General features: G+C 69.8%; 17 protein-coding genes and 1 pseudogene. 6 read left to right on the forward strand and 12 right to left on the reverse strand.

The features are described 5' to 3' along the window. Window positions 1-8 precede the first annotated feature (8 nt). The 3 genes from ACX28W_RS36520 to ACX28W_RS36530 form a co-directional block, all read right to left on the reverse strand. Window positions 9-848 carry an SDR family oxidoreductase gene (locus tag ACX28W_RS36520; protein WP_459004301.1) on the reverse strand — a complete coding sequence of 280 codons (840 nt, stop codon included), beginning with the start codon at window positions 846-848 and terminating at the stop codon, window positions 9-11. A 205-nt stretch (window positions 849-1,053) separates the two neighbouring features. Further along, on the reverse strand, window positions 1,054-1,590 hold the full coding sequence (locus ACX28W_RS36525) for a gluconokinase (protein WP_459004302.1): 537 nt from the start codon (window positions 1,588-1,590) through the stop codon (window positions 1,054-1,056). A gap of 326 nt (window positions 1,591-1,916) precedes the next feature. Next, window positions 1,917-3,110 (reverse strand): RtcB family protein, encoded by a 1,194-nt coding sequence (locus ACX28W_RS36530; protein ID WP_459004303.1) that lies wholly within the window; start codon window positions 3,108-3,110, stop codon window positions 1,917-1,919. 215 nt (window positions 3,111-3,325) lie between these two features. On the opposite strand from ACX28W_RS36530, the gene ACX28W_RS36535 reads away from it, so the two are divergent. The 3 genes from ACX28W_RS36535 to ACX28W_RS36545 all read left to right on the forward strand — a co-directional run bounded on the left by ACX28W_RS36535 (window position 3,326) and on the right by ACX28W_RS36545 (window position 6,709). Beyond that, entirely contained in the window at window positions 3,326-4,183 is an 858-nt protein-coding gene (locus ACX28W_RS36535) for a DUF3558 domain-containing protein (RefSeq protein ID WP_459004304.1), read from the forward strand. A 147-nt stretch (window positions 4,184-4,330) separates the two neighbouring features. Then, a complete protein-coding gene (locus ACX28W_RS36540) occupies window positions 4,331-5,221 on the forward strand; it encodes a DUF3558 domain-containing protein (RefSeq protein ID WP_459004305.1) in 891 nt (296 codons plus the stop codon). Window positions 5,222-5,380: 159 nt separating this feature from the next. Then, window positions 5,381-6,709, forward strand: coding sequence for a DUF2637 domain-containing protein (locus ACX28W_RS36545; protein WP_459004306.1), 1,329 nt, complete (start codon window positions 5,381-5,383; stop codon window positions 6,707-6,709). Between the two features lie 71 nt (window positions 6,710-6,780). Here the strand turns inward: ACX28W_RS36545 and lysS are convergent, their stop codons facing one another. Further along, a complete protein-coding gene (lysS, locus tag ACX28W_RS36550) occupies window positions 6,781-8,517 on the reverse strand; it encodes a lysine--tRNA ligase (protein WP_459004307.1) in 1,737 nt (578 codons plus the stop codon). A 351-nt stretch (window positions 8,518-8,868) separates the two neighbouring features. Here lysS and argS point away from each other — a divergent pair, with 351 nt between their 5' ends. From argS to ACX28W_RS36565, 3 genes and pseudogenes are all read left to right on the forward strand, one after another. Further along, window positions 8,869-10,647, forward strand: coding sequence for an arginine--tRNA ligase (gene argS, locus ACX28W_RS36555; RefSeq protein WP_459004308.1), 1,779 nt, complete (start codon window positions 8,869-8,871; stop codon window positions 10,645-10,647). Window positions 10,648-10,719: 72 nt separating this feature from the next. After that, window positions 10,720-10,803, forward strand: a pseudogene (locus tag ACX28W_RS36560) (DUF397 domain-containing protein); the annotation flags it as partial. A gap of 36 nt (window positions 10,804-10,839) precedes the next feature. Next, window positions 10,840-11,754, forward strand: coding sequence for a DUF4253 domain-containing protein (locus ACX28W_RS36565; RefSeq protein WP_459004309.1), 915 nt, complete (start codon window positions 10,840-10,842; stop codon window positions 11,752-11,754). A gap of 7 nt (window positions 11,755-11,761) precedes the next feature. On the opposite strand, the gene ACX28W_RS36570 is transcribed toward ACX28W_RS36565, so the two are convergent. The 8 genes from ACX28W_RS36570 to ACX28W_RS36605 all read right to left on the reverse strand — a co-directional run bounded on the left by ACX28W_RS36570 (window position 11,762) and on the right by ACX28W_RS36605 (window position 21,248). Beyond that, complete coding sequence (locus tag ACX28W_RS36570) at window positions 11,762-12,961, reverse strand: aminotransferase-like domain-containing protein (RefSeq protein WP_459004310.1); 1,200 nt, start codon at window positions 12,959-12,961, stop codon at window positions 11,762-11,764. A 130-nt stretch (window positions 12,962-13,091) separates the two neighbouring features. Next, window positions 13,092-13,994 (reverse strand): SAM-dependent methyltransferase, encoded by a 903-nt coding sequence (locus ACX28W_RS36575; RefSeq protein ID WP_459004311.1) that lies wholly within the window; start codon window positions 13,992-13,994, stop codon window positions 13,092-13,094. A 95-nt stretch (window positions 13,995-14,089) separates the two neighbouring features. Then, entirely contained in the window at window positions 14,090-15,082 is a 993-nt protein-coding gene (gene hemB / locus ACX28W_RS36580) for a porphobilinogen synthase (protein ID WP_459004312.1), read from the reverse strand. A gap of 297 nt (window positions 15,083-15,379) precedes the next feature. Beyond that, window positions 15,380-17,083, reverse strand: coding sequence for a bifunctional uroporphyrinogen-III C-methyltransferase/uroporphyrinogen-III synthase (locus ACX28W_RS36585; RefSeq protein WP_459004314.1), 1,704 nt, complete (start codon window positions 17,081-17,083; stop codon window positions 15,380-15,382). Next, window positions 17,080-18,039 carry a hydroxymethylbilane synthase gene (gene hemC, locus ACX28W_RS36590; RefSeq protein ID WP_459004316.1) on the reverse strand — a complete coding sequence of 320 codons (960 nt, stop codon included), beginning with the start codon at window positions 18,037-18,039 and terminating at the stop codon, window positions 17,080-17,082. Before hemC ends, ACX28W_RS36585 begins: the two co-directional genes overlap by 4 nt. Then, window positions 18,032-19,771, reverse strand: coding sequence for a glutamyl-tRNA reductase (locus tag ACX28W_RS36595; protein WP_459004318.1), 1,740 nt, complete (start codon window positions 19,769-19,771; stop codon window positions 18,032-18,034). The genes hemC and ACX28W_RS36595 overlap by 8 nt, the downstream gene beginning before the upstream one ends. Then, entirely contained in the window at window positions 19,768-20,526 is a 759-nt protein-coding gene (locus ACX28W_RS36600) for a redox-sensing transcriptional repressor Rex (RefSeq protein WP_459004319.1), read from the reverse strand. Before ACX28W_RS36600 ends, ACX28W_RS36595 begins: the two co-directional genes overlap by 4 nt. Window positions 20,527-20,903: 377 nt before the next feature. Further along, on the reverse strand, window positions 20,904-21,248 hold the full coding sequence (locus tag ACX28W_RS36605; RefSeq protein ID WP_459004321.1) for a glutaredoxin family protein: 345 nt from the start codon (window positions 21,246-21,248) through the stop codon (window positions 20,904-20,906). Window positions 21,249-21,314: the final 66 nt, after the last annotated feature.

A 21,314-nucleotide genomic window follows, 5' to 3' on the forward strand; every position in this document is an offset into this window, starting at 1 on the left:
GGGGAAGGTCAGCCGCCGGTGGCGAAGCCCGGGAAGAGAGTCATCCCGCCGTCGACGTAGATCGTGGTCCCCACCACGTAGTCCATGAGGTCGGAGCTGAGTGCGACGACGGCGTGGGCGATGTCCTCGGGGTCGCCGATGCGGTCGTACGGGATCAGCCTCAGCAGGTCCTTGCTGGCCTCGGGCGTCTCCCATGCGCTGCGGTTGATCGGCGTCCTGATCGCCCCGGGCGCGACCGCGTTCACCCGGATCTTCTCCGGGGCCAACTCCTGGGCGAGCGTCGCCATCATCATCTGCACGCCGCCCTTGGAGGAGGCGTAGTTGACGTGGCCCGCCCAGGGGATGAGCTGGTGCACCGAACTCATGCAGATGATCTTCCCGGCGGCGCGGGACACCTCGGGGACGACCCCGCGGCGCCGGAACTCCTTGGTCGCCTCCCGGGCGCACAGGAACTGGCCGGTGAGATTGACGTCGATGACCTTCTGCCACTGGCCGAGGGTCATCTCGGTGAACCGGGCGTCGCGCTGCATACCGGCGTTGGCGACCAGGATGTCGATCGTCCCGAACTCCTCGACCATCCGGTCCATCATGGCCGTGACCTGGTCCTCCTGGGACACATCCGCCTGGTAGGCCGCCGCGCGCACTCCGAACGAGGCGATCTCCTCGACCACCTTCTCGGCGGCGTCGGGGTCGGCCACGTAGTTCACGACCACGTCGGCGCCGGCCCGGCCCAGCCCGATGGCCGTCGCCATGCCGATGCCCGAGTTGGCACCGGTGACCAGCGCCTTCTGGCCTTTCAGCAAATGTGCCGGGATCGCTGCCCGCGGTGCGTCCACGGTGACGTCCATGATTGCCCTGCCTTCTCGCTGCGCGGCTCGAATCGGCCCGGCCGCAGCCGGCCCGGCCGGAGTCACGCAATCACCGGCCGCGGCGGGCGGCGAGTCCCGCGAGCCGCCCTTGGGCTGTTGGGCGGAGTATCTTCCCCCGGTCGGACCAGTACCGGGACCGGCCGGTCGGTCACCTGTCGGGCTGCCCAGGCCGGGCAGCCCGGGCTCACCGTGCGCTCCCCCGCATCAACGACAGCACCTCGTCGACGACAGCCTCCGGCGGCTGATCGATCTGCACCACCAACGGGTGCTCGTCGGGCTCCGGCTCCTGGAGGTCCGCGAGCTGGCTGTCCAGCAGGGCGGCCGGGAAGAAGTGCCCGTGCCTGGCAGCCAGTCGGGAGCGGATCAGCTCGCGCGAACCGCGCAGGTAGACCAGACGGACCCCGGGCCGTCCGCCCAGAAGCCGGTCCCGGTAGGCGCGCTTGAGTGCGGAACAGGTGACCACGGCCGGCTGACGCGCCGCGATCTCATGGTCCATCCAGGCCCCGATGGCATCCAGCCAGGGCCATCGGTCGATATCCGTGAGGAAGTGACCGGCGGCCATTTTGTCGCGGTTGGACGGGGAATGGAACTCGTCCGCATCCCGGTAGGCCCAGCCGAGCCGCTCCGCGAGGAGCCGCCCCACCGTGGTCTTGCCCGACCCGGACACACCGACGACGAGCACCAGATCCGCCGACGGCCCGGCGGACGCGTCGCGCGCCACGGACCCACGCAACGCAGGCTCAGGCGCCCCGGCCGTCAGACGTTCTCGGGACCGGGAGCCGCGCACACCCACCCTTCGCTGCCCTGGATGCCACCTGCTCCGGACGGGTCCCGCCTGCATGACTCGTCATGACGCGTTCCTCCGTGTCGCACGGCCGGCCGGTCCGCCGCACGTTCCCGAGAGACGGACCGGATACTTCCAATCTCGGCCACCCGGCCCCACGGCGCACCCCGGCCACCGACGGCACGGACCCGACGTCGATCTCATTGCTACAGCGACCGTCGATCCCTGTGCCGCAGCGACCGGAGTCCTGCCCGCTCCGGCTCTCAGCCCTTGACGCAGACGACCTGCTTCAGCTTCGCAACGACCTCCACAAGGTCACCCTGCTGCTCCATGACCTGCTCGATCGGCTTGTACGCACCCGGAATCTCATCCACGACGCCCGAGTCCTTACGGCACTCGACGCCCTGCGTCTGCTCCTCCAGGTCCCGCGTCGAGAAACGGCGCTTCGCCGCGTTACGACTCATACGCCGGCCCGCGCCATGAGACGCCGAGTTGAAGGACTTCTCGTTGCCGAGCCCCTTCACGATGTACGAGCCCGTCCCCATCGAACCCGGGATGATGCCGTACTCCCCGGCCCTGGCGCTGATCGCTCCCTTGCGCGTGACCAGCAGATCCATGCCCTCGTAGCGCTCGCGGCTCACGTAGTTGTGGTGGCAGCTGACCTCCGGCTCGAAGGTCACTCGGGCCTTCTTGAACTCCTTGCGGATCACGTCCTTCAGGAGCGCCATCATGATCGTGCGGTTGTACTTCGCGTACTCCTGCGCCCAGTAAAGATCGTTCTGGTACGCCGCCATCTGCGGGGTGTCCGCCACGAAGACGGCGAGGTCACGATCGACCAGCCCTTGGTTGTGCGGGAGCTTCTGCGCAACACCGATGTGGTGCTCGGCCAGTTCCTTGCCGATGTTCCGGGAGCCGGAGTGGAGCATCAGCCAGACCGAACCACTTTCACTTATGCACACTTCCGTGAAGTGATTCCCGCTTCCGAGCGTCCCCATCTGCTTAGTGGCGCGTTCCTGACGGAATTTGACCGCCTCGGCGATCCCGTCGAACCGCCCCCAGAAGTCGTCCCACCCGGCAGTGGCCAGCCCATGGAACCGCCCCGGCTCAACCGGCGAGTCATGCATCCCCCGCCCCACCGGAATGGCCTCCTCGATCTTCGACCGCAGCCGCGAAAGATCCCCCGGCAGATCATTGGCGGTCAGCGAGGTCCGGACGGCCGACATCCCGCACCCGATGTCCACCCCGACCGCCGCGGGACACACCGCACCCCGCATCGCGATGACCGACCCCACCGTCGCACCCTTCCCGTAATGCACATCCGGCATCACGGCCAGCCCCTTGATCCACGGCAGCGTGGCCACGTTCTGGAGCTGGCGCAGGGCGACGTCCTCGACCGACGCCGGGTCGGTCCACATGCGGATGGGGACCTTCGCCCCCGGTATCTCTACGTACGACATAACATCCTCATTCCCCCGGACAACAACAGAAGTCACATAACGCAAAAACGGCGCCAAGGTCGAGGTATGGGACAACGGACCGGCGTCCACGGCATTGCGTGCGATACACATTGTCCTCAGGTGCCGCCCCCACGCGGCAACCGAATAACCACAGGACAGCACCACAGGACATCCCGGGCCCCAGGCCGCCGGGAACCGTCGAGAGGAGCCTCACCGTGCAGCGGAAGGCGTATGTACCCGGCGTCGCCGCGCTCCTCGCGGCAGTGCTGGCCGGCTGCACCGGCGGTTCCGGAAGCAACGACCCGACGGACGACGCCAAGCCGGGCAGCGGCGTCACGACCACCCCGGCTGCCCAGCCGGGCAGGTACCGCACGCTCCCCGAGGCCTGCGGCGCCGTCACCCACGACAGCCTCGACTCCCTGCTGCCCGGCATCAAGCAGATCACCGACCAGGACGAGCGCGACACGGCCTACGAGGGCACGGCCACGCCCACGTACGACACCGACCGCCGCGTCGGCTGCAGTTGGAAGGTGGAGTCCACGAACGCCACCGACCACCTCCGCGTCGACTTCGAGCGCGTGGTCTCGTACGACAACACGGTGAGCGACGACACCCGCGCCGAGGACGTCTACGGAACCGAGGAGACGGAGGCGGACCTCCCCGAGCCCGCCCCCTCGACCACCGTGTCCGACACCGCGACCGGTACCGCCACCGACCCGGACGCCACCCCCACCGACGAGGGCTCCGCCACCCCCACCCCCTCCAACTCGAGCCCCACCGCCACCTCCGCCTCGCCCAGTGCCACCGAGACCCCCGCCTCGCTCCAGCCCCGTACCCTCGACGACCTCGGCAACCAGGCGTTCCTGAACGACAAGCTGAGCACCACCTCCTCGACGTCCCAGCAACGCACGGTGACTGTGGTGTTCCGCACGTCCAACGTGATCGTGACGATCGAATACGCCGAGCAACCGACCGCCTCGGCCACCGCCTCCCACACCGCCCCGGACAGCAAGGAAATGCAGGACAAGGCGCGGAATCTGGCTCAGAAGCTCGTCGACCGGCTCAACAACTAGCGGGTCCGTCGAGGCGGCCGGGCGTCTCCCGCGAACCATGCGAACAGGAAACGCTCAGCTGTCTCACCGCGTACCGTGGCCCCTCGGACCCGACCGGTCGCGCGTTCCATGTGCGGCCGCACCACGAGCGCCACGAGTGAAGGAACCATGCACCGACCAGCACAGCGAGTAGGCCGAGCCCCGCGACTCACCCGCATCCTTGTCAGCGCAGCCGCCGTACCGGTGGTTCTCGTCGCCGCCGGCTGCTCCTCGGACTCCGGCTCCGACTCCAGCTCCGGTGACAACGCGAACGCGGCACAGAGCGCCGATGCCACGTCGACGGCGTCCCCGAGCGCCTCCGCGAGCACCGTCGCGGCAGCCGCCTACTCGACCCTCCCCGAGCCCTGCGCCGTGCTGTCGAAGAAGACGCTGGGCGACCTGGTCCCCAAGGGCCTCAAGTCCTCCAAGGCGGCCAAGTCGGACGACGCGGAGACCCGCGGCGGCTGCTCCTGGAACAGCCTCGACAACAACGGTGTGGACGGCTCCCAGTTCCGCTGGCTGAACGTGTCGCTGCTGCGCTTCGACTCGGACGCGACCCGCGGCGAGGGCAACCAACTCGCGCAGACCTACTACGAGAAGCAGGTCAAGGACGCGCAGGCGGTATCCGGCGCGAAGAACACCAAGTCGGAGCCGGTGGCCGGAGTCGGCGACGAGGCGACGGTGGTGCGCTACGACCTGAAGAAGAAGGAAGGCACCTTCAAGCAGCAGACGGTCGTCACGCGCGTCGAGAACGTCGTCGTCACCGTCGACTACAACGGCGCCGGTCTGGCGGGCGACAAGACCCCCAGCGCGGACGATCTGACGAAGGCCGCACAGAAGGCCGCCAAGGAGGCGGTGGCCGCGGTGGCCACCGCGAACAAGGACGACAGCAGGGCGACCACCGCCCCGACGAAGTCGGCCTCTCCCTCCACGTCGGCCTCTGCCTCCAAGTCCGCTTCCCCCTCGAAGTCGGCCACCAAGAGCGCGACCCCGTCCAAGTCCACCACCAGCAAGAGCTGACCCCGGACCCGCTCCGGCGGCCCAACTCGTAGACAGACCAGCACATTTGCGGGAGTCCGGCCCCCACAGGGACCGGACTCCCGCATACCGCCCGCCCGTACGGCGTACACATGTGCCACCCTGTTGCGCGCAACAACAAGCAAGGGGAGGGGAGTACGGGTGTCCGCGCCCATTCAGCTCACACGCACGCACCGGATTCTCATCGGCGTGGTCGTCGCCGGTGCGGTCGTCATCGCGGGCATCGGCTTCGCCGGTTCGTACGCGGCCGTCCGCGAGCTCGCGATCCAGAAGGGCTTCGGGAACTTTTCGTACGTCTTCCCGATAGGCATCGACGCGGGCATCTGCGTCCTGCTGGCCCTGGACCTGCTCCTGACCTGGATCAGGATCCCCTTCCCCCTGCTGCGCCAGACGGCGTGGCTGCTGACGATCGCGACGATCGCGTTCAACGGCGCGGCGGCCTGGCCGGACCCGCTGGGCGTCGGCATGCACGCCGTCATCCCGATCCTCTTCGTGGTCTCGGTCGAGGCGGCCCGGCACGCGATCGGCCGCATCGCCGACATCACGGCCGACAAGCACATGGAGGGCGTCCGCCTCACCCGCTGGCTGCTCTCCCCGCTCCCCACCTTCCTCCTCTGGCGCCGCATGAAGCTGTGGGAGCTGCGCTCCTACGAGCAGGTCATCAAGCTGGAGCAGGAACGTCTCGTCTACCAGGCCCGGCTGCGCTCCCGCTTCGGCCGCGCCTGGCGCCGCAAGGCCCCGGTCGAGTCCCTGATGCCGCTGCGCCTCGCCCGCTACGGCGTCCCGCTGGCGGAGACGGCCCCGTCGGGCCTGGCCGCAGCGGGCATCGAGCCCGCCCTCCTGCCCCCGGCGCCGACCCCGACCGCCCCCACCGTCCCGGCCCCGGCCGCCGTCCAGGCCCCGCCGCCCACCGAGCAGCTGGAGCTGGAGTCCCCCGCGCCCGCCCCTGAGCAGCAGCCCCAGCCCGCATACGCACAGGAAGCGCAGGTTCCCGTCCCGCCGCCGGACGAGAGCCCCTGGTTCCAGTCCCCCGCCCCCCAGGAGATCGTCTACGAGGGCGGCTACGACCCCTCGTACGTCCCCGAGGAGCAGTACGAGCAGTGGTACGAGGAGCAGCAGGCCCAGGCGTACGAGCCCGGCCCGGAGGAGACGGGCAGCTTCCCGATCCCGGCGGGCCCCGGCCGCACGCGCCAGCTGGGCGAGGGCGGCGCCCCGGAGCCCGAGCAGCAGCTGCCCATCCCGGGCCCGCGCGACGAGCTGACGCTCCCGGACGACATGTCGCGTGAGGACGCTTACTACCAGGTGTTCCGGCAGTCGATAAGCGGTCAGGGCCTGCCCACGACCCGCGAGTTCGGCGCGAACATCGAGGCCTCGTACGGCGTCTCGCTCAGCGACCGCTCCCTCCAGCGCTACATGAGCCGCTTCCAGAACCGCCTGAACGCGGAGCTGGAAGAGGACCACATCGCGTAGAAGCCGATACGGCGATACGACGAAGGGGGCGCCCGGAGAATTCTCCGAGCGCCCCCTTCCTCACTCTGCCGTCAGGCGGCCAGCAGCTTGCGCACCCGGTCCTGCCCGACCGCGAGCAGCAGCGTGGGCAGCCGCGGCCCGGTGTCACGCCCGACCAGCAGGTGGTAGAGCAGCGCGAAGAACGTGCGCTGGGCGACCTTGATCTCCGGCGGGAGCTCCTTGGCGGTCGCGTCGGCGGGGAAGCCGGCCTGGACCTTGGGGACGCCGTAGACGAGGTGGGTGAGCCCGTCGAGAGACCAGCTCCCCTCCAGGCCCTCCAGCAGCAGCCGCAGCGACTCGCGGCCCCGGTCGTCGAGCGACTTGAGCAGCTCGACGTCGGCCTCGTCGCGCACGACGGTGCGCTCCTCGGCCGGGACCTGCGTGTTGATCCAGGTCTCCGCCTTGTCGAGCCGCGGCCGGACCTCGTCCAGGGAGGCCAGCGGGTTCTCGGGGTCGAGCTCGCTCAGGATCCGCAGGGTCTGGTCCTCGGCGCCGGCGGTGATGTCGGCGACGGAGGCGAGGGTGCGGTATGCCATCGGGCGAGGCGTCCTGGGCAGCTCACCGGCGGCGGTGCCGACGGCGCGAGCGTGAGCGGCGGCATCCGCGGGCAGCACGGACCCCTCGGCCACCTTCCCCTCGAGCTTGTCCCACTCGTCGTAGAGCCGCTGGATCTCCTGGTCGAAGGCGATCTTGAACGACTGGTTGGGCCGACGGCGGGCGTACAGCCAGCGCAGCAGCTGCGGCTCCATGATCTGGAGCGCGTCGGCGGGCGTGGGCACGCCCCCCTTGCTGCTGGACATCTTCGCCATCCCGCTGATGCCGACGAAGGCATACATGGGCCCGATCGGCTGCTTCCCGCCGAAGATCCCGACGATCTGCCCGCCGACCTGGAAGCTCGACCCCGGCGAGGAGTGGTCGACACCGCTCGGCTCGAAGACGACACCCTCGTAGGCCCAGCGCATGGGCCAGTCGACCTTCCAGACCAGCTTGCCGCGGTTGAACTCGCTCAGCCGCACGGTCTCGGAGAACCCGCAGGCGGAGCAGGTGTACGTCAGCTCGGTCGAGTCGTCGTCATAGGCCGTGACGGTGGTGAGGTCCTTCTCGCACTGCCCGCAGTAGGGCTTGTACGGGTAGTACCCGGCGGCCGAGCTGCCGTCGTCCTCGGCGGCGGCACCGGACCCTTCGGCGGCCTCGACCTCAGCTTCGTCAAGGGGCTTCTGCTGCTTCTTGGCAGGCGCCTTCTTGGTCCGGTACTGGTCGAGGATCGCGTCGATGTCACCGCGGTGCTTCATCGCGAACAGCACCTGCTCGCGATAGACACCGGAGGTGTACTGCTCGGTCTGGCTGATCCCGTCGTACTCGACACCCAGCTCGGCGAGCGCCTCGACCATCGCGGCCTTGAAGTGCTCGGCCCAGCTCGGGTACGCGGATCCGGCGGGCGCGGGTACGGAGGTCAGCGGCTTGCCGATGTGCTCACCCCACGACTCGTCGACACCCGCGACCCCCGCCGGAACCTTGCGATAGCGGTCGTAGTCGTCCCAGGAGAGCAGGTGGCGCACGGTGTACCCACGCCGGCGGATCTCGTCGGCGACAAGATGCGGGGTCATGACCTCGCGGAGGTTGCCGAGGTGGATCGGCCCGGAGGGTGACAGCCCGGACGCGACGACAACGGGTTTGCCCGGGGCCCGGCGCTCCGACTCCTCGATGACCTCATCCGCGTAACGGGAGACCCAGTCGGTGGTCTCGGTGCTCTGAGCCACGATCGGCACGTCCTTCTTTCCTCTGGAACAGCCGGCACGGTCACACGGCTGACGCTCCCATTCTCCCAGCTGGCCCGCCATCCACGAAAACCCCTTTTCAACGGGGCGCGGCTTCTCACCCCGACCGGCACAATCCAGCCCGTCCGGCGTTTGAGGACGAGGCCGTCCAGGCCGAAGCGGGGGTCTGGGGGCGGCAGCCCCCAGGGATGGGACGGGTAGGGGCGGCGGGGGCGAACCAAACCCGGCCCCCCGCCCTCGACGACGCCCCCACCCCACCCCGCGCCCGAGAAATCCGCTTGTCCCCCCATGGGATACTGGCGAGGTCTACCTAATTCCTCGAGGAGAACGGCACCCACTCCCATGGCCTCGGTCACGTCCCTCACCGCTTCCGTCCACCAGCGCCTCGCGACCGCCCTCTCGGCAGCCCTGCCGGAGGCCGGTTCCGCGGACCCGCTGCTGCGACGAAGCGACCGGGCCGACTTCCAGGCCAACGGGATCCTGGCACTCGCGAAGAAGGCGAAGGCGAACCCGAGAGACCTCGCGACGCAGGTCGTCGAGCGGATCACCACCGGCGAGGTGATCAAGGACATCGAGGTCTCCGGCCCCGGCTTCCTGAACATCACGGTCACCGACAGGGCGATCACCGAGAACCTCGCCGCGCGCTACGCGGACGCCGACCGCCTCGGCGTGCCCTTCGCGGAGCACCCCGGCACGACAGTGATCGACTACGCGCAGCCGAACGTGGCGAAGGAGATGCACGTAGGTCACCTGCGGTCGGCCGTGATCGGCGACGCGGTGGTCCAGATCCTGGAGTTCACCGGCGAATCCGTCGTCCGCCGCCACCACATCGGCGACTGGGGCACCCAGTTCGGCATGCTCATCCAGTATCTGATCGAGCACCCGCACGAGCTGGACCACAAGACGAGCGACGACCTCCAGGCTTCCGGCGAGGAAGCGATGTCGAACCTGAACCGCCTCTACAAGGCGGCGCGGGTGCTCTTCGACTCCGACGACGAGTTCAAGACGCGGGCGCGGCGCCGGGTGGTCGACCTCCAGGCGGGCGACCCCGAGACCCTCGCGATGTGGCAGAAGTTCGTGGACGAGTCGAAGATCTACTTCTACTCGGTCTTCGACAAGCTGGACATGGAGATCCGGGACCCGGACGTGGTCGGCGAGTCCGGCTACAACGACATGCTGGACGAGACGTGCCGCCTCCTCGAGGAGTCGGGCGTGGCGGTCCGCTCCGAGGGCGCCCTCTGCGTCTTCTTCGACGACATCAAGGGCCCGGACGGCAACCCGGTCCCACTGATCGTCAGGAAGTCGGACGGCGGCTACGGTTACGCGGCGACGGACCTGTCCGCGGTCCGTGACCGCGTCCACAACCTCAAGGCGTCGACGCTCCTGTACGTGGTCGACGCCCGCCAGTCCCTGCACTTCAAGATGGTCTTCGAAACGGCCCGCAAGGCGGGCTGGCTCAACGACGACGTGAAGGCGATCCAGCTGGCCTTCGGCACGGTGCTGGGCAAGGACGGCAAGCCGTTCAAGACCCGTGAGGGCGAGACGGTCCGGCTGGTCGACCTCCTCGAGGAGGCGATCGACCGCGCCACGACCGTCGTACGGGAGAAGGCCGAGAAGGTGGGCCTGACCGAGCAGGAGATCGAGGAGAACGGCCGTTACGTCGGCATCGGCGCCGTGAAGTACGCGGACCTCTCCACCTCCGCGGTACGGGACTACAAGTTCGACCTGGACCAGATGGTCTCGCTGAACGGCGACACGTCCGTGTACCTCCAGTACGCGTACGCCCGCATCCAGTCGATCCTCCGCAAGGCGGGCGAGGCACGCCCGGTCGCCCACCCGGAGCTCGAACTGGTCGCCGCCGAGCGCGAGTTGGGCCTGCACCTGGACCGCTTCGCGGAGACGATCGCGGAGGTCGCCGAGGAGTACGCCCCGCACAAGCTGGCCGCGTACCTCTACCAGCTGGCGTCCCTGCTGACCTCGTTCTACGACAAGTGCCAGGTCCTGAGCGACGACAACCCGACGGAGCTCGTCGAGAACCGCCTGCTCCTCGTCGACCTCACGGCCCGCACCCTGCACCGGGGCATGGCCCTGCTGGGCATCAGGACCCCCGAGCGCCTCTGAGCCCCGGGGGGACTCCCGGGAAACCGTGACCACCTTCGCGGAAGGTGGTCACGGTTTCCGCCGCCCGCCCTCCACATCCGCGACGCCAAGAACCCCACCGGCCCCACCCTGCGACTCCACCCCACCGCCTGGCAGGCCTTCACCGCCGCCGAATGATCGCCGTTGTCAGTACCTGCCCCTACAGTCACTGACATGGCGACACTTCCGAACCCGCTGCCGACACTGGCGGCCGATCCGAGCGGACGCGCGCTCGGACTTGAACTTCCGCCGGGCCGTCTGATCGACGATGGGGGCACCTCCCACGCCCTTGAGGCAGTGGGGGAGGACGACGGCCCATCGCACGAGCCGCTGCTCTGGCTGGCCGACGCCCCGGCCGCCCCCGGCGACTGGGCGGCGCTGGAGCCGGCCCGCCGCACGGCCGGCCTGCTCCCCCTCCTCATAGACGTCGGCGGCAGCCAAGGCAGCCCGGAGGACTGGGAGTTGATGCCCGACGAGGTGTCGTATCCCGGTGATCACGACGCCGAGGAGGTGCTGGCGGAGTTCTGGGAGGAGTACGCGGCGGACGAACTCGGCGCGGACGACGACTACCCCGGCAAGGAAAGGGTCGTCGAGGTCTTCGGCGAGCCCACGACGTACGACGAGGCGATCGCGCCGTACGGCCCCGAGTGGCCGGGCCTCGCACCCGCCACCGAACACGCCGCCGACCCCGACGCCGAAGCCGCCGAACTCGCCGATTCCCTCGCGGACAGCGACTCATGGTTCAAGGAACCGCGCCTCACCCTGGTCCCCGCGCGCCGCAGCGCGGACATCCCAGCGGCGATCGGCTGGTCCGGTCCGCTGAACTACGAGGGCGACGTGGCGCGGCTCTGCGCGGTCCTCCGCTCCTGGGAGGACCGCTTCGGCATACGGGTGGTCGCCCTCACCTTCGACCAGCTCGTCGTGTCCGTGGCGGCCCCGCCGACCACGATGGCCGAGGCCGAGGCGGTCGCCGCCGAGCACTTCGCCTTCTGCCCGGACAACATCACCCAGGGCGACCACGAGGCACTGCGCACGTACGCGGCTCACGAGGTGCTGGGCAAGCGATCCTGGTCCTTCTGGTGGGACTGAGCCCCGCTCAGGCGCGCAGCCCATTGGCGAGCCGCCGCAACCCCTCCCCGATCTCCTCCGGCGTCTGCGTGACAAAGCAGAGCCGCAGCGTCGCGGGGTCGGGCGTACCGGCGTAGAAGGGCGCACCGGGCACGTAAGCCACGCCCTGCTCCACCACTCCCCGGAGCAGGGCCGTGGTGTCGTACGGCTCCGGCAGCCGCGCCCAGAGAAACATTCCGCCCTCGGGCCGTGTCCAGGTGGACCCGACCGGAAGGGCATCGCCGATCCCCGCGAGCATGGCGTCACGCCGCTCCCGGTACACGCCCGCGACCCGCGCCACATGCGCGTCGAGGTCCCGGTCGGCCAAGTACCGCGCTGCGGCGAGCTGGTTGACGGTCGGGGTGTGCAGGTCGGCGGCCTGCTTGGCGACGGCACAGGCACGACGCAGTGCGGCGGGCGCCCGCAGCCACCCCAGCCGCATCCCGGGTGCCATCACCTTGGAGAAGGACCCGAGCAGCACGGTCCGGTCCCCGGCACCGTCGTACGAGGCGATCCACGGCACCCGCTCCCCCGAAAAGCGGAGCTCTCCGTACGGGTCGTCCTCCACGATCCACAGCCCGCGCAGGGCGGCGACCCGGGCCACGGCGGCGCGCCGCTCACCCGGCAGGGTCCGCCCGGTCGGGTTCTGGAAGGTCGGCACGGTGTAGAGCAGCTTGGGCCGCTCACGCGCCACCAGCTCATCCAGCGCGTCGGGGTCGATCCCCTCCTCGTCCCCCGGCACGGCCACGATCCGCGCCCCGGCGAACGCGAACGCCTGAAGTGCCGCCAGATAGCAGGGACTTTCGACGAGCACGGTGTCGCCGGGCTCCACCAGGGCCGTGGCGAGCAGCGAGAGCGCCTGCTGCGAGCCGGTGGTGACCAGCACGTCATCCGCGTCGGTCGCCAGCCCGCGCGCGGTGGTACGGCCCGCCAGGGCCGCCCGCAGCACGGGCTCCCCCTCGGTGGTCGAGTACTGCAACGCCCGCTCGGGCTCGTCCGCGAGCACATCCCGGTACGCGGCGGCGATGCCCTCCGTGTCGAACAGTTCGGGCGCGGGCAGCCCGCCCGCGAAGTTGATCACCTCGGGCCGCGCGGTGACCGCGAGGATGTCCCGTACCGGCGACCCGCCGATCGATGTGGCCCGCGCGGCGAGCGGCGGCACGGCTTGGACGACTCCGGAAACGGTCACGGCACGACTCCTTCTGCTACGACTCCCCGCCTGCCCTGCGTGCCGCCACCCTAAAGAAATGACTGCCTACTACAACGATCAATTCCGCGATATGGACCGCACCGCACCGCACCGCACCGCACCCGAACGCTCAACGCTTGACGGCGGTGGCGACATACACGTTGATGTCCGCGTCCGTGACGTCATTGATGTCGCGGTAGCCGAGCTGCGCGATGTCGTCGAGGGTCGCGAGGTACGCGGGCTCCGCTTTCTCGGGGGCCGGGACCGCGCCGTCGGGACGCCAGTGGTGGGCCGGGACGACACCCGGCTCGTCCAGCTCCAGGCCGTTCTCCGTGAAGAAACGCTCGACCTCGGCCTTGGACCGCAGGACGAAGGTGAAGCCGCGCTCGGTGTACGTCCGCTGGACCGCGCGGATGTTCTCCGGGTTGAGGTCCTCGGTGAGGTGGCTGAGGACGAGCCGGCTGCCCGACGGCAGCGCGTCCACGAGCTCACGCACGATCGGGTAAGCCTCCTCGTCCTCGATGAAGTGCAGGACCGCCACGAGCACGAGGGCGATCGGCTGGTCGAAGTCGAGGGTCTTCGCGGCCCCTTCGAGGATCTGGGCGGGCTGCTTCAGGTCCGCGTCGATGTAGTCCGTCTCGCCCTCGGGCCCGCCGGCGAGCAGGGCACGCGCGTGGGCGAGGACGACCGGGTCGTTGTCGACGTACACGACCCGCGCGTCCGGGGTGATCCGCTGGGCTGTCTGGTGGACGTTCTCCTGCGTCGGCAGCCCCGTGCCGATGTCCAGGAACTGGCGGATGCCCGCTTCCTGGGTCAGCGTGGTGACCGCCCGCCGCAGGAAGTCCCGGTTGTGCCGGACGTCGAGGTAGCCCCGCGGATTGGCCGCGAGCGCCGCGGCGGCCGCTTCCCGGTCGACCGGGTAGTTGTCCTTGCCCCCGAGAAAGACGTCGTAGACGCGCGCCGGGTGCGCCTTGGTGGTGTCGATCCGCCTTCTCAGCTCGGCGGGGTCCTGGCTGAGAGCATCACCGGGCATAAAGCATCCCCCTGGAGAGTCGCGTCATTGACTGAGCAACAACCTAACCCCCAGGGGGACTTGATAGTGCCCATCCGGCACTGTCGCGGCTCCCGCTAACGCAACTGGCGCGCCACCTCGGTCGCCCAGTACGTGAGGATGTTCTGCGCTCCGGCCCGCTTGATCCCCGTCAGGGCCTCCAGGATCGCCTTGTCCCGGTCGATCCAGCCCTTCTCCGCCGCCGCCTCGATCATCGAGTACTCACCGGAGATCTGATAGGCGACGACCGGCACGTCCACCGCGTCCGCGACCTTCGCCAGGATGTCGAGGTAGGGTCCGGCCGGCTTGACCATCACCATGTCGGCCCCCTCCTCCAGGTCGAGGGCCAGCTCCCGCATGGACTCACGCACGTTGGCGGGATCCTGCTGGTACGTCTTCCGGTCGCCCTTCAGCGAGGAGCCGACGGCCTCCCGGAAGGGCCCGTAGAAGGCGGACGAGTACTTGGCGGTGTACGCGAGGATGGCCACGTCCTCGCGCCCGATCTGGTCGAGGGCGTCACGGACGACCCCGATCTGCCCGTCCATCATCCCGCTGGGCCCGACGACATGAGCGCCGGCGTCGGCCTGGACCTGGGCCATCTCGGCGTACCGCTCCAGAGTCGCGTCATTGTCGACACGCCCTTCCGCGTCCAGCACCCCGCAATGCCCGTGATCGGTCGTCTCATCCAGACACAGATCGGACATCACGAGCAGTTCGTCCCCGACCTCGGCCCGCACATCGCGGATCGCGACCTGCAAAATCCCGTCCGGATCGGTGCCGGGCGTCCCCACGGCGTCCTTCTTCGAATCCTCCGGCACCCCGAAGAGCATGATCCCGGAGATCCCGGCCTGCACCGCCTCCAGGGCGGCCTTCTTCAGACTGTCCCGCGTGTGCTGCACGACCCCGGGCATCGCCGCGATCGGCACCGGCTCACTCACGCCCTCCCGCACGAACGCGGGCAGGATGAAGTCGGCGGGGTGCAGTCGCGTCTCGGCGACCATGCGCCGCATCACAGGCGTCGTACGCAGCCGCCGCGGCCGCGTACCGGGGAAGGATCCGTACTTCGTCATGGCCCCTACGCTACGCCCGCACCAGGACCCCCCTTGCCGACACCATGCCGGTACAGGTCGCGCCCCATAAGGGGCGCGGGGCTGTGACATCGTGCGGCTCCGCCGCGTGCGCGCGCCCAGCCCCCACAGCCCGCAGCAGAAGAACCACCCGGCGGGGGTCTGGGGGCGGCAGCCCCCAGGGATGATGGGGGTCCCCCCTGCTCGAGCGAAGTCGAGAGCTTGGGGGAGGGTAGGGGCGGCGGGGGCGAAAAAGCCCCACCGCCGCCCCCACCACCCGTACTGAGCGGTCCCCCGCCCCTACGTGGTCCGCCGCCTCCGCGACCCCGGCCGCCGCTCACTCGGCCGAGTAACCGGATCACCCGCCTCCTGAGCCGCGGCACGCCGCTTCAGCCCGAAGTCGGCCAACGCCTCCGCCAGCTTGTGCACAGACGGCTCCGGAGCCATCACATCGACCCGCAGCCCGTGCTCCTCCGCCGTCTTGGCGGTAGCCGGCCCGATACAGGCAATCACCGTCACGTTGTGCGGCTTACCCGCGATACCGACCAGGTTCCGCACGGTGCTCGACGACGTGAACAGCACCGCGTCGAAGCCACCCCCCTTGATCGCCTCGCGCGTCTCGGCCGGCGGCGGCGACGCCCGTACGGTCCGGTAGGCCGTGACGTCGTCGACCTCCCAGCCCAGCTCGATGAGCCCCGCGACCAGCGTCTCGGTGGCGATGTCGGCACGGGGAAGGAACACCCGGTCAATGGGATCGAACACCGGATCGTAGGGCGGCCAGTCCTCAAGCAACCCAGCCGCGGACTGCTCCCCACTCGGCACCAGATCCGGCTTCACCCCGAAGGAGACCAGCGCCTTCGCCGTCTGTTCGCCCACCGCCGCGACCTTGATCCCGGCGAAGGCACGGGCATCGAGCCCGTACTCCTCGAACTTCTCCCGTACGGCCTTGACCGCGTTGACGGACGTGAAGGCGATCCACTCGTACCGCCCCGTCACCAGGCCCTTGACCGCCCGCTCCATCTGCTGCGGCGTGCGCGGCGGCTCGACGGCGATCGTCGGCACCTCGTACGGCACGGCGCCGTACGAACGCAGTTGGTCGGAGAGCGAGACCGCCTGCTCCTTCGTGCGCGGCACGAGCACCTTCCAGCCGAACAGCGGCTTGGACTCGAACCACGAGAGCTGCTCACGCTGAGCCGCGGCGGAACGCTCACCGACCACGGCTATGACAGGCCGCCCACCGTCCGGGGACGGCAGAACCTTCGCCTGCTTCAGCGTCTGCGCGACGGTCCCGAGGGTGGCGGACCAGGTGCGCTGACGCGTAGTGGTACCCGCGACGGTCACGGTCATCGGCGTATCGGGTTTGCGCCCCGCGGCGACCAGCTCACCCGCGGCCGCGGCCACGGACTCGAGCGTCGCCGACACGACGACGGTCCCGTCCGACGCGCCGACCTCGGTCCAGCACCGGTCCGAGGCCGAACGCGCGTCGACGAACCGCACGTCCGCGCCCTGCGCGTCCCGCAGCGGCACACCGGCGTACGCGGGCACGCCCACGGCCGCGGCGACCCCGGGCACGACCTCGAACGGCAGCCCCGCGGCGGCGCAGGCCAGCATCTCCTCGGCGGCGTACGTGTCGAGCCCGGGGTCACCGGACACCGCACGCACGACCCGCTTGCCGCCCCGCGCGGCCTCCATGACAAGATTGGCAGCGTCCCTCAACGCGGGGTCACCAACCGTTGTTGACGTGCCGTCAACAACGGTCAGCTGAGGCGTGCCTGGGCCCGGATACGTACGTGAAGACGTATCCGAATCCGTGTTCAGTACGGCGACGCCTTGTCTGGCATGGACGCGGACCACGTCGAGCACTTCGTGCTCGGCGACGAGGACATCCGCGTTCGCCAGCGCCTCGACGGCGCGCAGTGTCAGTAGGCCCGGATCTCCGGGTCCGGCACCAAGGAAGGTGACGTGCCCGTGTTCGGGACCGGCGGGAAGGGTGGTGGGGCTCAATGTGCTCGCTCCCCCATCAGACCGGCCGCGCCCTTGGCAAGCATCTCGGCGGCGAGTTCACGGCCGAGCGACATTGCTTGGTCATGTGTCTCGGGCACGGGACCGGTGGTGGACAGCTGCACCAGCGTCGAGCCGTCGGTCGTGCCGACGACGCCGCGCAGGCGCATTTCCTTGACAATCTGCCCGTCGGCCAGCAGGTCGGCGAAGGCACCCACAGGTGCGCTGCAGCCGGCCTCCAGGGCGGCGAGCAGGGATCGCTCGGCGGTCACGGCGGCCCGGGTGAACGGGTCGTCGAGCTCGCCGAGCGCGGCGACGAGATCCGCGTTGTCCGCGGCACACTCGATCGCCAGGGCCCCCTGGCCGGGGGCGGGCAAAACAGTGTCGACCGAAAGGAACTCGGTCACTTCCTCACTACGGCCTATCCGGTTCAGTCCGGCGGCGGCCAGCACGACCGCGTCGAGCTCACCCTTCCGCACATACCCGATCCGGGTATCGACGTTCCCACGGATCGCGACCGTCTCGATCGTCATCCCGTGGTCGCGTGCGTACGCGTTCAGCTGGGCCATCCGGCGCGGCGACCCGGTGCCGATGCGCGCCCCGTCGGGCAGCTCGGCGAAGGTGCGCCCGTCGCGGGCGACGAGCACGTCACGCGGGTCCTCGCGCAGCGGTACGGCGGCCAGCGCCAGCTCGTCGGGCTGCCCGGTCGGCAGATCCTTGAGGGAGTGCACGGCGAAGTCGATCTCCCCCTTGAGGAGCGCCTCGCGCAACGCGGTGACGAAGACTCCGGTGCCGCCGATCTGCGCGAGGTGCTCACGGGAGGTGTCGCCGTACGTCGTGATCTCCACGAGCTCGACCGGCCGTCCGGTCACCTGGCTCACGGCTTCCGCCACCTGCCCGGACTGGGCCATGGCGAGTTTGCTGCGCCTGGTCCCGAGCCTCAGTGCCTGCTCACTCATCTCGCCCTCGGTTCTTGGCGTTCTCGGTGTTGTTCTCGGCCCGCGAGACGGAGGCGACCGTCTCGGGGTCCAGGTCGAAGAGGGTGCGCAGCGCATCCGCGTACCCCGCGCCGCCGGGTTCGGCGGCCAGTTGTTTGACCCGTACGGTCGGCGCGTGCAGCAGCTTGTCGACGACGCGCCGCACGGTCTGCGTGATCTCCCCGCGCTGCTTCTCGTCGAGTCCGGGCAGCCGCCCGTCGAGCCGTGCGATCTCGTTCGCGACGACGTCGGCGGCCATGCTGCGCAGGGCCACGACGGTGGGCGTGATGTGCGCGGCCCGCTGAGCCGCCCCGAAGGCGGCCACCTCGTCGGCGACGATCCGGCGCACCAGGTCGACATCGGCGGCCATCGGCGCGTCGGCGGACGCCTCGGCGAGCGACTCGATGTCCACGAGCCGCACGCCCAGCAGCCGGTGCACGGCCGCGTCGATGTCACGGGGCATGGCCAGGTCGAGCAGCGCGAGCACGGTCGCGGGCCGGGGGGCCTCGACGACGGGTTCGGGCTTGCGGCGCTCGGGCACGCGCCCGACGGTGGCAGCCGCGGCCGCGAGCGCCGCGATGGCGTCCGCGTCGGCCTGCGGGTCGAGCACGACGGCCGTGGCACGCGGGGCGCGGCCCGCCGCGTCGCCCTTGTCCACCCAGGCCGCGTGCTGCTCCAGCTCGGCCGCGGCCATACCGGCCACGGCGGCCTCGCCGAGCACGGAGAAACCCGCCGTGCCCTGCACGCTGGACAGATCGAGGGGGCAGCCGTCATCGGTGCCGACGCTGGTGGCCGCGGACATCGCCGTACGACCCGAGCTCGAGCCCGGGGCCGTACGACCGGAGTCGGCGCCGTGCACCACGGGCTCCCCGACACGTCCCTCCACAGCGGCCGCCACGGACTCGGCCGTCAGGACGAGCCCCGTCGCGCCCGTGCAGGAGACGGCGACATCGGCACGTGTCAGCTCGACCGGCACCGAGTCCATCGGTACCGCGCGGGCCGACACGTCCGTGCCGTTCCCCTCATTGAGGATCTCGGCGAGTCGCTCCGCGCGGTCCAGCGTGCGGTTGGCGATGACGATCTCGGCGACTCCGGCGCGCGCGAGCGTCGCCGCGGCCAGCGAGGACATGGAGCCGGCGCCGATGACGAGGGCCCGCTTGCCCTTGGCCCAGGCGTCGACGGCGGCGCCGGACGACAGCTGCTCCAGGCCGAAGGTGACGAGGGACTGCCCGGCCCGGTCGATGCCGGTCTCCGAGTGCGCGCGCTTACCGACCCGCAGCGCCTGCTGGAACAGGTCGTTCAGCAGCCGGCCCGCGGTGTGCAGTTCCTGCGCGGTCGCGAGGGCGTCCTTGATCTGGCCGAGAACCTGCCCCTCGCCCACGACCATCGAGTCGAGTCCACACGCCACCGAGAACAGATGGTGGACGGCCCGGTCCTCGTAATGCACGTACAAGTAAGGGGTGAGCTCCTCGAGCCCGACCCCGCTGTGCTGGGCGAGCAGCGTGGACAGCTCGGCGACGCCCGCGTGGAACTTGTCCACGTCGGCGTACAGCTCGATCCGGTTGCAGGTGGCGAGCACCGCGGCTTCGGCGGCCGGCTCGGCGGCGAGGGTGTCCTGGAGCAGCTTGACCTGCGTGTCCGCGGTCAGTGCGGCCCGCTCGAGGACGCTGACCGGAGCGCTGCGGTGGCTCAGCCCGACGACGAGGAGACTCATGCCGGCATCACGGCGGGGACATCCCCGTCAGGCTCTTTGCCGTTTTTCGCCCGGGGCGCCTGGACCATGGCACTGGCCTGGGCCTCGGCCTCCTCGCCGGCCTTGCGCTGCTCGTGGAAGGCGAGGATCTGCAGCTCGATCGAGAGATCGACCTTGCGTACGTCGACGCCGTCCGGGACGGACAGGACGGTCGGCGCGAAGTTGAGGATGGAGGTGACCCCGGCGGCGACGAGCCGGTCGCAGACTGCCTGGGCGACGCCTGGCGGGGTGGTGATGACCCCGATGGAGACGCCGTTGTCGTCGACGATCTTCTCCAGGCCGTCGCTGTGCTGTACGGCGATCCCGGCGACCTGCTTGCCGGACATCTCCGGGTCGGCGTCGATCAGCGCGGCGACCCGGAACCCACGGGAGGCGAACCCGCCGTAGTTGGCGAGAGCGGCGCCGAGGTTACCGATACCGACGATCACAACCGGCCAGTCCTGGGTCAGGCCCAGCTCACGGGAGATCTGGTAGACGAGATACTCGACGTCGTACCCCACACCGCGCGTCCCGTAGGAGCCGAGGTAGGAAAAGTCCTTACGCAGCTTCGCGGAGTTGACTCCCGCTGCGGCCGCGAGCTCCTCGGAGGAGACGGTGGGTACCGAGCGCTCCGACAGTGCGGTGAGGGCTCGGAGGTACAGCGGAAGCCGGGCGACGGTGGCCTCGGGAATCCCTCGGCTGCGGGTCGCCGGTCGGTGAGTTCGGCCAGTTGCCACGGTGCTCCTGCGGGTAGCGCGGGGCTGCAGGCGGTCACACGTACCTAGACCGCCCCGTCGAATGCAGGCTATGTCTTTGTGAACGCGTGCACAAAGATAGTGTCCGATTTGCCCGGGCAACGTGACGGGGGTCACGCACTCCCGACGCGCGCGTATGGAACCGGCGCGCAGACAACTTCGTTCCGCACCTGAAGGGGGCAAAACCGAACACTCTCCTCAACGAATCCCGCCCCCGAGACCAATCGCCGTCGATCCTAGGCGACTTTCCGGGCATCCTCTGCGCCTGAACCGGCGCCGCTCTCACGGAGCTCGTTGCTCACCGTCGTGGTTCCTCGATCGCCGGTTGCGGTGATCGCGGGTGAAAAGGGTCACCCAGGTCACTGGGTGAGCGCGCGGCGCAGCCGGTCCTCGTTCACCCGCCAGAACGTGTGCTGGGCGCCGTCCACGAGCACCACGGGGATCTGTTCCCAGTAGGCGCGGTGCAGCTCCTCGTCCTGGGTGATGTCCTTCTGCTCCCACGGGACCCCGAGATCCCCACACACCTTCTCCACCACCCCCTGTGCGTCTTCGCACAAATGGCACCCGGGCTTCCCGATCAACGTGACAAGCCGTCCCTCGGCCACCTTCGCCTCCACGTTCTCAGCGTTCTCCGCGTTCTCCGCGTTCTCCGCGTTCTCCAGCTTCTGCGTACGGCGCCCGCCGCGCCGGAACATCGGACTCATACAGGCCATTCTCGCGCCGCCGACGCACCGATGGGATCGCTTCTTTAACGACTCGGTCGCGGAGAG

The organism is Streptomyces sp. SD15, assembly GCF_054462255.1.